This is a genomic window from Lunatibacter salilacus (genome assembly GCF_009797935.1).
Taxonomy (GTDB): domain Bacteria; phylum Bacteroidota; class Bacteroidia; order Cytophagales; family Cyclobacteriaceae; genus Lunatibacter; species Lunatibacter salilacus.
Genome location: NZ_VOLC01000016.1, coordinates 35,070 through 51,325, shown reverse-complemented (window position 1 = coordinate 51,325; position 16,256 = coordinate 35,070). Strand labels below are relative to the sequence as shown.

The following is a 16,256-nucleotide window of genomic DNA, read 5'->3' as shown; positions in this document are numbered from 1 at the left end:
AATCGGAAAAATTTAGACTGATTACTTTACCTGATCCACCCGGATCGGAAAGCAAAGGAGAACCGATAATTTTTTCTATAAGCGAGGACCGAATGGGCAGGGTTTTCGTCGCAAGTAGTTTCGGATTGTTTGTTATTGCAGATGAGAGTCTGACACCAAGATTGATTTTTCATCAAGATCTTTTTGAGAAAGCTGATGTCCCGAGTAGTTCCGTTCAATGCGTTTATGAAGATAAAGATGGCTACCTTTGGTTAGGAAGTGAAATTGGTTTATTTCAAACCAAACTGAAAATTGTTGACCAATATAATTTTACCCTGGAATTTGAAAATGCTTTTTTTAACGGTCCCCAGGGAACGGCATTAAATGACGAAAATATCACTGCTATTCAGGAAGTCGGAGAAAATGAATATTGGATAGGCACTAAAAATGGTGGAATTAATATTTATGATCAAGAGAACCATACATTTTCCTACCTAACGGTGGATTCAAAATCATCCACCTGTTTGGCAGATAATGAAATTAGGTCTATCTTAAAAGATAGGAACGGAGGGTATTGGGTGGGCACTTTCAAAGGTTTGAGCTATTTTTCAGAAAATAAAGAATGCTATCAGTTTTTGGCAGATCAGGATGATCCGAATTCTATTTCCCATAATTCGATAAGATCCATTTATCAAGACAAGAATGGAGGCATTTGGATAGGGACCTATTTTGGCGGAGCAAATATTTATTATCCTCACCACCCTAACTTCGAAAACTACACCTATTCTTCTTATACAAATAGTATAAGTCATCAGGTTGTAAGCTGTATTGCAGAAACAGATTCTAATAAAATTTGGATTGGAACAGACGGTGGAGGACTCAATTTACTTGACAGAAAAACTGGTTTTATTACATCTTTTGTGCACGACCCTTCGATGCCTAACAGCCTCAGCCATAATAGCATAAAAACATTAGAGCTAGATAAAGAGGGAAATTTGTGGGTAGGAACCTATTTAGGTGGATTAAATCTGCTAAAAAAAGATGCTGATAAATTTATTCAAATTAAAAATGAACCTTCAAATCCCCATTCATTATCCGATAATAGTATATATGCCATTGAGGAAGACAAAGACGGGGGCATATGGTTTGGCACACATGGTGGTGGACTAAATTATTTGCAAAGTCCGGAATCTAATGAATTCATCCTTTACAATACTTCAAAAAACATTGAAAGTCGCATTAGTTCTGATTACGTGCGTTGCTTGCTGATGGATAGCCAAGAAAACCTTTGGGTAGGTACAGAAAACGGTGTCAATGTTAAGTGGAGGGGTGAAAATAAATTTGAAGTTTTCCGATTTTCTTTATCAGACTCAACTAGGATCAGCGGGGATATGGTTGTAAGTATTTTTGAGGATAAATCCCGAAGGATATGGATAGGTACTTATAGTAATGGGCTAAATTTATTTGAGCCAAAAAATAAGAAATTCACCCATTTCTCATCAAAAGATGGACTGCCTGGTAATAACATTTTTGGGATCACAGAAGATATGCATGGAAATTTATGGTTGAGTACTAACAATGGGATCTCCAAATTCAATCCAGGTTTAGGTCTGGTGAAGAATTATGAAAAAATGGATGGCATCATTGGGAATGAATTTGTAGTTGGATCATACGCGAGTTTAAAGGGTGGGGAAATTGCCTTTGGTAGCTCACAGGGCTTAACTATATTCCATCCAGACAGTTTAAAAACCAATTTATTTAGGCCGCCCGTGGTGATGACGGATCTTAAGTTATTTAATAAATCTGTTATGCCCCAAGAATCCGGTCTACTAAAGCAACACATTTCGGAAACAGAAAGTATTACTTTATCCCACAGTCAAAATATTTTTACGGTGGATTTTGCGGTATTAAACTACATGTTCCCGGATAAAAACCAATACGCTTTTAAATTGGAAGGATTTGAGGATGATTGGAATTATGTTAACCATCCCTCAGCTACTTACACAAACTTAAACGCAGGCAACTATACTCTTTTTTTGAAAGGCGCGAATAATGACGGTGTTTGGAATGAGAAGCCTACAATTCTAAAAATAAAAGTACTTCCTCCTCCGTGGAAAACGTGGTGGGCGTATACGATTTACGGTTGCATCGTTCTAGGGTCAATTTTAATCTTATTGAATTTTATAAAAATTAGGACCAAGCTGGAACATGATCTACAACTGGAACACTTGGAGAAATTGCGCCAGGATGAACTTAATGAAGTTAAATTAAATTTTTTCACCAATATTTCTCATGAATTTAGAACCCCCCTAACACTGATTTTGACTCCTATTCAACAGTTAATTAAAGAAAATACATTTTCAGAGGAAGGTCGCTTTTTATTAAACACTGTGAAAGATAATGCTAATAGGCTACTAAAATTAGTTAATCAATTGATGGATTTCCGAAAGCAGGAAAGTGGGCTGTCACCGCTAAAAATTTCCTCTCAAAACATAGTTGAGATGGTTGAGGACGTGACAGTCAGCTTTAGTTATTATTCTAGAAAAAACAAAATATCCCTAATATTCACTTCAATTGAAAATAATATTGAAGTTTTTGTTGATCGTGATTTGATTGAGAAGGTGATTGTTAATTTGCTTTCCAACGCTTTTAAATATACAGCTGAAAATGGTAAAATTGTCGTGGCATTAGATAAAGGTACGCCAACAGATCAATATGTAGAAGGATATGTGAAAATCAATGTTTCCGATAACGGTGTAGGCATCCCGCCAAATGAAATTGATAAAATTTTTGAAAGCTTTTATCAGGCGGGTAATCTTAAAGGAAATAGTAGCGGTTCAGGGTTGGGTCTCGCTTTAGCTAAATCGATTGTGAACTCCCACGGAGGTGAAATTTATGCCAAAAGTTTAAATATTAAGGCAAAGGAGATTAAAACAACATTTACAGTCATTCTCCCATTAGGGACTCGGCAATTGGATTCAAATCCTTCGTTTGGTGGGGTTAGTGAAGAAAACTATCAGAGGGATAAAGGCAATATTGAGGGAATGATTGATGTACAAACTGCTATGCAGTGTTTCCCAAACAATACAGTATTAGATATTAATCAACCTAAAACAATTCATGAGATCACTATTTTGGTGGTAGAGGATAATAATGATTTAAGGCGAATTATAGTTAACAGCCTTAATTCATATAACATATTAGAAGCCCAAGATGGTGAAAAGGGATGGGTAATGGCCCAAAAATCCTTGCCTGATATCGTTATCAGCGATGTCATGATGCCTAACCGGGATGGAATTTCGCTGTTGGGTTTGATTAAAGGGGACATTCAGACCAACCACATTCCAGTAATCTTGCTTACTGCAAAATCTTCCCATGACAACATGGTACTTGGATTGGAAAGCGGAAGTGACGATTATATTACCAAACCTTTCCAATTAGAAATATTGAAGCTAAAAGTTGCCAATATTATTCGTAATCGGGATAACTTTAAGAAGAAATTCATGCGTGATTATTTACTTCATCCGACACTGGAAACCCAGGAATCACCAATAAGTAACTTTTTAAGACAAGTTGTAGAAATCATCGAAATCAATGTTGGCGAAGATGATTTCAATGTCAATAGGCTAGCCCACCTTTTGGGATTAAGTAGACCTGTGCTTTACAGAAAATTAAAACAGCTGACCGATTTGAATGTTATTGAAATTATTAATAGGGTAAGGCTGAAAAAAGCATCGTTGTTATTATGCGAGAGAGAAGCAACGATAGCCGATGTCGCCTATCGGGTTGGTTTTAGTGATCCTAAATATTTCAGCAAATCTTTCAAGCTTTTTTTCGGCAAGTCTCCACGGGAGTTTATGGCTGAGAGTGAAAATGGCACTACTATGAAAAATGAAAGTACAATTTTATGAACTTTGAAAACTTACTAATATTTAATCCTAAAGAGAACTAACCTACCCCTTGAAACAGTTTATTTTCTTTGCAAAATGAACATTTATGACTAACTATTTGAACAATTTCAACCCCAATAATCGCAATATTATTTTGATTTTTAGAGTTCAATAGTCTATTAAATTATGAGTCTTCAAAAGTTTTTTCAATTTAAGGGATGGGATTGGGCCTTAATGATTTTTGTTGTGATCATGGTATTATTTATCATCTATCTTACTTAATTTACCTGTTTTTATGTTTGGCAGAATGCCTTGAAGAGTCCCTAAAGTATACACCCGTCCACATACATGAAATTCAATACGAAGGGCATGCAGATATTTTATTCATTTTTGGATCGGCATTGTTCAGCCAGTCCATAATTTGATAATCAGAAGAGTGGCAGAATGGACATGAATGAACCATCCCTCTGCTATCTACATAAAAACTGGACTTGCCCGCAGAAAGACAACCAAGCCTCCGTTGATAATATCCGTGGTACATGATGGGGGCAATATGAAGGTATTGGGCATCATGATTCAGGCTTAAAAATGACTTTTCCATTTCGATTATCTGCTCTGTGCTTAAGGTAACATCTTTTCCCCTGAAATTTCCTTCTGCTTTGGGTTCCAACCATTGTATAAAATCTGCACCCATAGCAGTGGCTGCTTCGGCATGTGAGGTCAAAAAAGCGGCGTTTGCATTTTCACGTAATACGCAAACCGATATTGCCAGCATCAATCCTGCCTGATTTGTTGCCTGGGCAGCCTTGGTAGCCAACTGATACGCCTGATTGTGTCCTCTAAACCTATTGTGTTTTTCAGGAGTAATATCATCCAGACTTACGATTACGCCGGTAGCCCCTGCTTGTTTTAATTTTTGGGCACGTGAGAAATCGAGGTTAAAACCCGATGTAAGAACCCAAAATGCTGTACTTTTATCCGCATCCCCAATTAATTCAAGCATATCATTGAACCGGACCATGGGCTCACCTCCGCTTAATGAAATATGGCCCAAACCTCTTGCCTGCAGTTTAGAAATTACATTTTTGAGTTCATCCTTCGTGAATGTTTCGTGAAGGTTCAAGTTGTCCCACTCAAAACAATGTTCACAGCGCATGGGGCACTTTGTGGTTATCGCAAAATTCACTTGTTGAAAATTGTTGACGGCAAATGTATGGGGGACGAATCGATTCATCTCTGAAAGGATATACCGGTCAAAATTTTTGGATGGAAACGCAGGCATGTATAGCCCTATCCAGTATTTTCCGTTTTTCAAAACATATTTCCGCTTGCCTCCCGAGATTTTTCGGTCAATTTTCATAATCTCGGAAAAAACCAATTTCACCTTTTTTATTGATCGATACACTTTAAAGGCCAAGAATACTATATGCATCCTTACCCGCATTCGTAGGGCGATTTGAATGAAATAGGAAGGTCTTGACCTGTTTATAGAATCCGCCATATTGGAAAAGCTTTAATTTGAGTTTCGTTTTTTTATTGATCTCCACGGACTTCCATTCGACGATTCTTCAGTTAGGTACTGACCTTGGCTTATTTCCAAATAACGTTGCAAACTGAAGGTTGGCAGCATTCCGTCGTTTCTGAATTGAGTCAAAAATTTCCGGTCTGCCTTGCCTGTAAATTCCCGGATAGGTTCATAGTATCCTTTTGTGTGTAAAAAGGCAGAATAAGTTTTATCAGGGTTATAATTATCAAACCGATACGTCAAATAGGCTCTATTTCCTACTTCAAATTGTTCCATATAAATTCCATCTTTTTCCAATATAGGTGACAGCACATTTTGGTCTTTTTCATCTAAAGCAGTGATTGGTTTGATAGTTTCCATATTTTCGGTTGATATTGGCACCAATTCTGTCAGTGCAATTTTGTCCAATTCCCAAAACATAAACCCTGTCCTCAACCTTACCTCCAACTCATCATCATAAATTGCAATATTTTCCAACGGTATTAGAACTTCCCGATTCATCAAAGGCCCTATGGTCTTAATTTTTTGTGCTACTTCCCAACCGTCTTCCGTTTTTACCTCAACAGTAAGCATCATTTCCTGCTTATTCATCCATTCGAGGATTTCTTCACCCGACCCTTTTCGCTGTTTAGCAACAAATTTGGAATACCTGTCTCCGAAAGCACTGTAGAATTCCGCAACCACATATTCCAACCAATAGTTGTTTTTAAGCGAAAGAAGCAATCCTTGGGGATATTGTGATTCAGGATTGTCAAATTTTACATAGAGTTCATTTACGGGATCATGGTTGACATCATTGAATGTACAGGATACATTATCCACTTCGGAAAGAGGGAAGAGCATATCCAGGTCATGGTTTAATCGTGCATGGGAGGGTTTATGAAAGGTGTTTGATTTAAACAGGTTTCCGGATGGATCTATAAATATTTTTTCATCCCGATTATGGGTTACCACCATAAGGTCCGCCATATCGGTATATTGCCTTTCTTTTAATTCATTGCTGATCATCAGTTTTAAATCCTTATTGATAGAAAGGTCCGGAAGTGGCAAAAAATCCTCACGAGCCAATGCGGGTATAATAGCCCCCCCAAAAGTCTCTCCTTGTAAAACGTATTTCTCACCGTCATACACACTGATAAACGGACAGGAACTCTTGGTAAGTAATGCAATTACAATAATGAGGGCGAATACTCCAACGGTAATTCCCGCAACTGCCAAGATGGTAGTCGTTGTGCTTCTTGCCCGGTCCCGTTCGACTACTTCGATACTTTGAATATCGCTCATGGAGATATCCACCCGGTCACCAAAATCCCCCATATTTCCAAGATCCGTATGAAGGTGGATCTCTTCTAATACTTCTTTATTAGCTGGGCGGTAGCGGTATCTTTGCATGTAATCAGAAAGATAGATAGTGTTTTCCGCTGGGACTTTTGCAAGCGTAGCGTGCAGCTTTTCCTCTTGTTGATTGAGGTTGAAGTCTGTCAAAAGGTAATATCCCTGTGCAGTCCGTAAAATTAACGTTCTATTTTCCCATTTTTCTACATTCGCCTCTGTGGCATAGGAAGGAACGGATTGGGCTACGGGTTTGTAATAATAACAACTGTTGGTCAATAGGATCAAACTTAATCCAATCGACAGGATACTTGGAACAAAAGCACGGCGTTTCATGGTAAATCAGGTTTTACGTAAAGAAATAAGACGTATTTGGGCATTTACTGCCACTAATTGTTGTCCATTGTCCTTGGCAGTCCAATCATCCACTACCAGCCGTCAACCAAGTGAAACCCAATAGGTTTTGTCTAAATTTAAAAATTTTTTATAGAAAAAAATAGACTTATTTTTCCACCTTAATAGAGCTTAAAAATGTTTTCGATGTTCTTTATGATGTTTTTTTATTTATTTATATATTCAAAAATAAATAATGAAATTAATCTACCTTTTATTGGAAATATGATATAAAAAATTTTACCTGTTACCGGAATTCCATACTTTCCCGATGCAATTTTTGGAGTACCAGGAAGTGACTTTTATAACCCAATCAACTTTTCTTCAGAACCTGTGAATCCCGGGCTTTGATTTGAGCAGCCTCCGAATCATTCCGGTGCTGATCGTAGGTTTTAAGGTTAAATTCTTTCAAGATATCCGCAATAACCACATCAGGGGAAAGACTCTCAATAACTGACCATTCTTCTTCATGATAATTAGTTATACGAACTTTTCGGCCATATTTGGATTTAATTTTGTCAAAGTGCTGGACAAAGGGCCAGGTATGTAAAAAAGCCTTTTCAAAGTTTACCGGCGCACAGTACCAGTTGTTTTCCCAGAAGCCCGTATTTACTACTTCCTTTCCGGAAATGTCCCAAATTTTGGAACTCCCTTTTCTTGTACTTGTAGCGAGCACATATCGGTGTTGTAGGGCTTTTAGCTGCAGGCTCTGTCCACCGCCATAGGCTGAAGGCCAAAAAACGATTTCTGCCCCCTGATCTTTCAGTTTTTTCCATCCGTCGTCCCACATTATGTCAAAGCAGATTTGAATACCCACTTTGCCAAAATCAGTCTGAAAAACCGGCGGATCGAGTGGGCCGGGAGTAAGCCCGTTGCCAATTTCATTTTCGGTCAAATGGATCTTTCGGTATTCACCAACGGCGGAACCGTCTCTGCCCAATAATACTGCCGAGTTAAAGGTTTGGCCGTTTTCGGTTGTATTTACTGCCACTACAAGATAACAATGATGCTTCTTGGCGAATGCAGCCATTTTAACAAGTATGTCATTTGAAATGGCTACTTTTTCGTTGATATTGTATTTCTTTTTGACATTTGAGGTGTGAAAAACCTCCGGTAAACAAATGATGTCCGGCTGATAAACAAGCGTTTGTTCCATGATTTGGAAAATCCGGTCAACCATATCTTCTGCTGTTTCCGCAGACAAATTCTCCTGGGATATACCCGCCACCCAGACTTCCCGGGGAAGCCTTTCATTCACTTCTTCCGGTTGAAGGGGTTGGCTGTTAACTGACATTACTCCAATGGAGGAAATACCGGAGGTCAATGCTGCGGTCTTTAAAAATTTTCTACGGGATTGGGGATTGTTTTTCATGGTACTAGTAAGGTAGTGTTTTAAATGCAATTTTCTAAACAGTAGCTTATTTACATGACATTTTCCCGTCCCTAGCCAAGCCACTATAGAATAATTCAAAATTTTTGTCCCTATCCACATTGACACATCAAAGTATCTTTCCGGTGGATCAAGATTTAATTGAATGTTTTATCAAATTTCAATTAAATCCTTTTCCAACCTGACTGCATAGTTGGACGGCTTTTCTCATCCAAACTTATCTTTGCGTTCCAGACATAGCTTTTGGGCCATTCCTTGAAGATCTTAACAAAAAAGAATAAAAGATTCAGTATACATCTGCTTTCATTGGGTTCCCAACCTTTGTTGGGATTAATTTCAATCTCAATTTCGTTTCCCTGCCGTTTAATTTGGTAATAGCCACTGACCGCACCTGAAGAATTATCGGTTGTAATCGAAAAGTCCCCAACAATATCCATCTCATCCCTAAGACAGACAATATCTGGTATTGGAGGATAAAACTCAATGACAATCTTATGTTTTTTATTTTTCGCACTCATCCGCTTTATTTCATAATGGCCACTTTTCTCTACCATTTCGTAGGTTACCCCCAAGTTTTCAATTCTTTGATTGTTATCAGGGCTTAGTGGGGATAATTGACCATTGAAATTTTTATTCCAATCAACATTAAACGTATCTGCAGAATAGCGGGTAAAGTAGTTTCTAGACCAATCTATCGGTATTGGAAAGGTATCTGGTTTATGGGTTACTTTATTTATTTCTATACTAATATCAGTATGTTTTATCCTTGTAAAGGACATCTCATAAAGCGAATAAATGGGTAAGGATTTCGGCTTTTTGGAATTTGATCCCACAGGTGCCAGCAAAAAGAATGGGGTCTTTTTCTCTCTTTTACGTTCGTTGACAATTACTTTAATCTCACGGCCCATTTTGTCTTCGAACAAAAAATATACTTCCATAAGATCTGAATTCACATTAAATTTTGCATTGTCTAAGCTTCTTTCAAAAAAGCTGGCATTATTCAGAACACTATCTTGGGATCCAAAAGGAAAGCCTGCTTGATGATAAACATCTGTTGAACCGTCTTTTCGGTAAGCTATAACCAATATATGCTTTATACCCCTATTATCACGGGATTGCTGGAATTCAAGAATATTATAAAACTCATCCGGATCCTTTTCAAAATTTACCAGCATAAGTTTTTCCATGGGATCAATATCAAAACCAAATGGCGAATAAACAGTTCCGTTCGATGGTTTTGAGTAAATATCAATATTATCTATGGCGTCCCTCTTTCGTTTCCGGATTATGTCTGATTTCAAATTCATTCTATTTAGAAACTTAGTTATATACTAAACATCCTCATAATCAGGTTAAGGAGGAAATCTCACCCCTAATTTCTGTTTAACACAGCGCCCTGTCATCAATAATAAATAATACCCAATTTACACCCACCAAGGCCTCCGAAAAAATGGAAACTACTGTAAGTGACAAATTAAAAAAATTGGCTCTTGGAGGTGATTTCAACCCTGTGTCAATATACAAAGACTATCCTCAAGTGCTTCCACGGCATGTGTTACTTCCACTGGTATTTCAACTTCATCATATTGCCGCAGCTCAACAACTCTATTTTCTTCCTGGTAACTTACCGCACCTTCCAAGACGGTCAATTTAGCCGGACTATGAGCTTTGTGCTCTCTTAAAATCATTCCTTTGTTGAATCCTATAAGTAGTACTTTAATTCCATTGCCGTGATGTAGAGACTTTGCCACCGGATGGCTTGAAGATTTAAGTTCTTCCTTTATTTTTTTGATAGTCATAACTTGTCTTTCTCGTTTTTTGGATGGTGATCGGTCTGATAAAATTACCTGTCAAAGTATCAAGTCTTTGCGTTATACTGTGAATATAGGTTAAAAAGTTGACTGGTGCAAAAGCTAAAGCAATAGAACTTGCCTCTCCCTTTCCAAGATCCCAATAATCGCAATAATACTAACAAAGATTCTTTTTGTAGACTAATATTAGGCTAAAGTCCTTCAATCTTTCTTCATCTTCTATATCAACAAGCAGCGGAATAAGTTTTCCCACAGGTTTTGTGACAGCAAATGAAGATTTAATAGCATATCCGAAATCTAAATCCATAACACCCGGACGGGTTTTTTCGGTAAAGTAGAAACCGGCTTTAATAAATTCGTTCCAAACAGATAGCCAAACGACAGTTTTTTTCTTGTGAGTAACCTTTCCCAGCCAAGCCTTACCATCATTATAATATCTCCATTCTAGTACGAGCCCTGCTGCCAGAATGGTTTGGTCAATTTTTTTCATAATTTCATAGACCTGCTCGTCAAGAATACTCCGAAATAGTTTGTCGGTAGGTTTTTGATTTGGATCACCGAGAAGCTGCTGTGGCTTTTTATCGTTCATCATATCTTCGGTTGCTACATGGGATAGGCATCTAAAATCATTTGTTCTTTTAGATTCTTTCTCAGCCGTATCTTACCTACTTTTGCTGGCGTTAAAGAATATAACGCTATCTAGTACTTATTTTTGTTACAGTTTTTTTAAAGTTCTTTACCATCTTCCCAAAATCCTTATCCCTTTCTCGTCTTTCTACCACCGATGATTCAAAATGAGCTTTCTTTCTTTCTTTCTTTCCATTTAATTCCTTAATTCTTTAGTTTATCATTATATCCCAATTCTTCTTATGCCATTTCGAGGATGGCTTCCGTGTTAAGTATAACGCGATATAGTTGGTTATATGGCAATTTTCAGAATTTAGGTGTTAATTTTTTTGCTTTTTATTTTGTCAGGGAAATTTTTCCTGATCATACCAAATATAATTCTACTTCTTAAAATTTCAAATCAAAAACGTTGGTTTGGGGGGAATGTTGTGAGACCTTTTTTCAAATACTCATACTAAAATATGACTAGGTGAATTTTATTTTCATTTGCTTAAATCTCTTTTCAGAATCTTCGGGTGAGATGAACAGCAGCATAATCATCAATATTCTCAGGTCCCTGACACTTGGAAGGGGCAGTTTATTTCGTTGGCCATCCTTCTGTCATTAGTAAGAGAGTGGCCAAGAAGAGCAGGGAATGATGGTTGTGCCATCCGTTCCACTTCCTTTTTGGTAATCTGAAAGCCCCGGCTCGTTTAAACAAATATTAATCTAAAAAAAGTTATCTTTTTTCTTTCAATTTAATTATTTTTATAAGCACTTATTGGAACTGAATCCTGAATTAGAAAAAGTTATATTATTGGAAAAATTACGTGCTTGATTGGGTCTAAAGTCTGATTTCTAGGTCATACTTATTTTAAAACAATCATTTTGAAATCCGCCAATTTTATGTTCAAATATTTGTCTTTGTTAATTCTCTCTATAGGATATTTGATTTCCTTTCCTTTGCACGCACAGAAAAACATAGATTCTGCTTATGTTAACAAATTTATTCCTTTACCTTTTGCCAGTTATTCACCAGAAACTAGACTTATGTTTGGTGGGTTGTTGATTTACCAATTTAAACCACAAAATGCTGGACACGAAACCAGGGCATCCCAGATTCTAACCTCGGCTATTTATACCTTAAATAAGCAGATCATGTTTGAGGTGATTCCAGTTGTTATTTTAAGAAATGAAAACTGGATTTTGGAAGGAGCTTTACAATATCAATATTTTCCCAATAATTACTGGGGCATCGGGCCGGAAACTAAGAAAGAGGACGTATTAAATCTCGAATACAGACAATTCAATGTAAGGCAAGGGGCCTTCAAAAAATTAGGAGAAGGTCTCTATTTTGGACCGACGTTGCGTTGGACCCGAATCTCTCGTTTTGAAGCGGAAGCTCTAAATAATTCCGCCAGTGCAATGGATATCCCGGGTCAGGAAGGCAGCAATTTAACCGGGCTCGGTATTTCTCTTCGGTGGGATAAAAGAAACAGCATCACCGCGCCAACATCGCATCACTATGTTGACTTTTCCGCTTTCTATTACTCCAAGTTTTTGGGTTCTACGCATCCACATCTCCAAATGCAGCTGGATGGGAGGAAATATTTTGATTTAAAAGAGAATAAGAAGACTGTCCTGGCCCTAAATGCCAGGATTAGGATTACCGAAGGAACATTGCCTTTTCAGGAATATTCTATGATCGGCGGCTGGGAAATGATGAGGGGGTACTTTTTGGGGAGGTTCAGGGATTATAATTCCCTGCAGGTACAGGCCGAACTCAGACAACACCTTTTCGGCAGATTTGGATTTGCCGCATTCATGGCTGCCGGGGAGGTTTGGAACAATCAATGGGATATCTCTTTTGACAATCCTAAATATGCAGGAGGTGTCGGCATCAGATTTAATATAAATCGGGATGATACCAACAACATTCGATTGGACTATGGAATCGGTCGTCATGATCGAGGATTTTACATCAAAATTAGTGAGGCTTTTTGAGCAAATAAACTCCATGTAGAATGAAGAGATTATCTCATCTGTTTATTTTAAGTTTGTCGGTTCTGTTTTTTTCCTCGTGCCTGAAAAAGGCAGAAAAGAATTCAGAGGTTTTCCAATCTCAATATCACCTAGAAGATGGAGATCAGAAAACGGTTGATTTTATTAAAACTTTAGAAACCAATGTTCCTGCTTTGTTAAAAAAAAATAGAATCCTAGGGGCCGTAGTTGCAGTGATTCATCAGGGACAACCCGTTTGGTATGGAGCCTTTGGTTATGCAGATGCTGAAAATAATAATCCGATGAAGTTGGATAATATCTGCAGGGTGGAATCCATTTCAAAATCTGTGACCACTTGGGGGGTACTGAAACTTGTTCAGGAGGGTATGATTGATCTTGATGTACCGGTGATAACTTACCTTAAAAACTGGTCCTTTCCACCATCGAAATATCATACAGAAAAGATTACTGTAAGGCATCTCCTTGCTCATTCATCCGGATTGAAACTGGGCACCATAGGTATGCGGTACCTTCCGGAAGGAGAAAGACCATCTTTGCATTCGACCTTGACGAAAGACGCAATTTTATTTCAAGAACCTGGTAAATCTTTCTCCTATTCCAATGTCGGATTCAACCTGTTGGAGTTGCTTATTGAAGAAGTATCCGGCAAAGATTTCGGGACCTACATGAGAGAGGTGGTTTTTAATCCGTTGGGAATGATCGATTCTGAATTTGGTTGGTCCGCAAGGTTTGAATCCAGAGTGCCAAACGGATATGATTTAGAGAATCATTCCATTCCACCTTACATATATCCCGATAGGGCAGCAGGTGGAATGTTTGCTACCATTGGAGATTTGACTACATTCGCTGTGGCAGGTATGCCCGACTTTTCTGATTCTGGCCGCAAGATTCTTCACGAAGACATGATTCTTAGGATGTATCAAGTGCAGGCACCGATATCTGGAGTGTATTCCATTGCTTTTCCCTCATACGGTTTGGGCCATTTTTTGGAAGATTTGTCTAATGGCAGAAGAGCCGTTTCGCATGGTGGACAGGGCTCAGGATGGATGACACATTTTCATTCAATTCCGGAATCTGGTGACGCCATAATCATCCTTACAAACAGCCAAAGGAGTTGGCCTTTTTTTGCGGAAATTCTTTCGGTATGGGGAGACTTCCTGGGAGTGGAGAAAGTCGGTATGTCTGTGATTTCATTCGGCAATTCATTGGTTTGGATACTGTTGTTTTTAATTGGTTTAGGAAGTCTTCTTTTTCTTTTTTTGGTTTTTTATCAGTTGAAACACGGTAGGAGACAACTTAAACTTAGGGGAATGGGAAATCGCTGGCCATCAATTTTCAAATTTTCACTGGGCTGGCTCCTAATTGGTGGTTTGATTTGGGCCAATTCACAACCCTATTTATTTATTGAAGCTGTATTCCCGGGCCCATCTCCCTGGCTTGGTGGTTCCATTCTATTGCTTGCCTTTGCGTTTATTTCTGTTTCCATTTTGCCCAAAAATGTCATTTCATGAGATGGTGGAAGCAAAAATATAGTCTAGTATTTCTATTGGCCCTGGGCATTCTTTTGATCTATCTGGCAAGCGATTTTTTTGTTTTAAAAGGGCCGAAAGACAACCCAACATTTGCCTATATACAAGAAAACAATTACCACTCCTTTAATAAGGGGAGGATTTATCGTTTTGACCAAGCTCCTCCCATGCTGGAATTAGAGGGGAATCATTATGAAATTGGATTGCAGTATGGCGTGCTATTATACCCTGAAATCAAAAGTGCTGTTCTGGAATATAAAAAAATATTTAAAGTCCTGGCGAAAGATCTCGGAATACCCCAACCCTTTTTACTGGCATATCTCAAATTTAAGGCATTAGGATTATACATGAAGCTTCCAAAACGGTTTCAGGAGGAAATAAAAGGGGTATCCGAAGGTTCTACTGTACCAGAGATTACAATAATTGCTGTCAGTTTACTTTATGATGTTTTGGGATCGAATGGCTGTACGGGTTTATTGATGAGATCTGAAGATGGATCCATCATTCATGGGAGATCCCAAGAACCTTTTGGTTTTGGATTTGGTGGACTGTTTTCCAATCATACAGTGGTGGTGAAACAGAAAACTAAGGGATTTCATGAAATAGTCCGCATGGAAATCCCTCTTTTTATGGGTGTTGAAACCGGCTATAATCAGGCGGGAATTGGATATTCCGAAGAGACCTATGCTATCTCCGAACCCTACGATGATGGTTTTCCAATTGTTTACCTTGCCAGATTGATTCTGGAGGAGGTATCCGATTTGGAGAAGGTAGTTCAGATGGCAGAAAAATATACAATTGGAGTGGGGAGCGGAATGATCTGGAGTGATCGAAAGGCAGGCAGGGGATTACGATTGGAAAAATCCCCAAAGGGTCAGGTTTTTCAGCCAATGGAAAATTCCATACTTTGGAATTTTAACAATTTTGTGGACTCTGCTTTTGCTACTCAGGAACCTTCCTATGTGAAGTTACTTTCATTCAACCGGGACAGAGAAAAATTGGCAGCAGGCTTCCCAAAAAAACCATCTTATGATATCTCGGATGCCGTTTCATTTTTCCGTCTACAAACAGATGAGACAGGAAGTAATTATTCCTGGTCGGGATCCAAAAGTGCCATCGCAAATGCTTGGGGGCAACAAACGATAATATTCGATCCCAAAGGGTATGGGTTTTATATGTCTCTGAGAGATGTGTATTCCGCAATGGGCACGTTTTTATTTTATTCCGAAGATTTCAGCATTCCCCCAAAACTTTTCATGACCAGTGAATTGATGGACGCAAAGGTAAAAGAAGCCGGCCGCATTCAAACTGGGTTATTTTCAAAGGAGGAAAAACTGGAGGAATTGGAGCAATTTGCAGGCAAATACCCAGATGACCCAAATGCACAATTTTTGGTCGCAGAGGAAGCTTTCAAACAGGAAGAGTGGGAAAAACTGGACACTTTTGCCTCTCGATGTATTTCATTAGCCCCCGAAGTAAATGAGTATCGGTTTTACGGGGGAATGGCCGCTTATTTGAGAAGTGATTTTTCTGCATCCAAGGAATCTCTCAATTTTGCGGAGGACCTTAGTCCCATACAGGAAATTTATCGATTAACTTTTCTAAAGAAAATGCATGAAAAAGGTACAAAGCAAAAAGAGATGGAAAACGCATTGGTTACACTAATTGAAAATTATCAGGCAATGGACTATTATGAATCCACTGTTTTACCAAAAATTCAGCGGATCGAAAAAGCAAATCGTTGACGGCAGGGTATCCTATACCTTCCAATTTCGCATG

General features: G+C 38.3%; 10 protein-coding genes. 4 read left to right on the top strand and 6 right to left on the bottom strand.

Annotated features, from left to right (window positions below; translation table 11 throughout):
* Positions 1-92: 92 nt before the first annotated feature.
* The gene (locus tag FQ608_RS19675; RefSeq protein WP_234364283.1) at positions 93-3,890 is read left to right on the top strand and encodes a hybrid sensor histidine kinase/response regulator transcription factor; all 3,798 of its coding nucleotides are present in this window, start codon (positions 93-95) and stop codon (positions 3,888-3,890) included.
* 334 nt (positions 3,891-4,224) lie between these two features.
* Here FQ608_RS19675 and FQ608_RS19670 read toward each other — a convergent pair whose 3' ends face one another.
* The 6 genes from FQ608_RS19670 to FQ608_RS19645 form a co-directional block, all read right to left on the bottom strand.
* Positions 4,225-5,370 (bottom strand): radical SAM protein, encoded by a 1,146-nt coding sequence (locus FQ608_RS19670; RefSeq protein WP_158860206.1) that lies wholly within the window; start codon positions 5,368-5,370, stop codon positions 4,225-4,227.
* Between the two features lie 12 nt (positions 5,371-5,382).
* Entirely contained in the window at positions 5,383-7,062 is a 1,680-nt protein-coding gene (locus tag FQ608_RS19665; RefSeq protein ID WP_158860205.1) for a hypothetical protein, read from the bottom strand.
* A 370-nt stretch (positions 7,063-7,432) separates the two neighbouring features.
* Positions 7,433-8,491, bottom strand: a complete 1,059-nt coding sequence (locus FQ608_RS19660; RefSeq protein WP_158860204.1) for a carbon-nitrogen hydrolase family protein — start codon at positions 8,489-8,491, stop codon at positions 7,433-7,435.
* 182 nt (positions 8,492-8,673) lie between these two features.
* A complete protein-coding gene (locus tag FQ608_RS19655) occupies positions 8,674-9,810 on the bottom strand; it encodes a hypothetical protein (protein WP_158860203.1) in 1,137 nt (378 codons plus the stop codon).
* A gap of 201 nt (positions 9,811-10,011) precedes the next feature.
* The gene (locus FQ608_RS19650) at positions 10,012-10,308 is read right to left on the bottom strand and encodes a cupin domain-containing protein (protein WP_158860202.1); all 297 of its coding nucleotides are present in this window, start codon (positions 10,306-10,308) and stop codon (positions 10,012-10,014) included.
* Between the two features lie 169 nt (positions 10,309-10,477).
* A complete protein-coding gene (locus FQ608_RS19645) occupies positions 10,478-10,912 on the bottom strand; it encodes a DUF3788 family protein (protein ID WP_158860201.1) in 435 nt (144 codons plus the stop codon).
* Positions 10,913-11,832: 920 nt separating this feature from the next.
* On the opposite strand from FQ608_RS19645, the gene FQ608_RS19640 reads away from it, so the two are divergent.
* From FQ608_RS19640 to FQ608_RS19630, 3 genes are read left to right on the top strand one after another with little or no spacing between them, the layout of a single operon-like run.
* On the top strand, positions 11,833-12,930 hold the full coding sequence (locus tag FQ608_RS19640) for a BamA/TamA family outer membrane protein (protein WP_158860200.1): 1,098 nt from the start codon (positions 11,833-11,835) through the stop codon (positions 12,928-12,930).
* Positions 12,931-12,950: 20 nt separating this feature from the next.
* Positions 12,951-14,459, top strand: coding sequence for a serine hydrolase domain-containing protein (locus tag FQ608_RS19635; RefSeq protein WP_158860199.1), 1,509 nt, complete (start codon positions 12,951-12,953; stop codon positions 14,457-14,459).
* On the top strand, positions 14,456-16,222 hold the full coding sequence (locus FQ608_RS19630; protein WP_158860198.1) for a C45 family autoproteolytic acyltransferase/hydolase: 1,767 nt from the start codon (positions 14,456-14,458) through the stop codon (positions 16,220-16,222). Before FQ608_RS19635 ends, FQ608_RS19630 begins: the two co-directional genes overlap by 4 nt.
* The last annotated feature ends 34 nt before the right edge of the window (positions 16,223-16,256 follow it).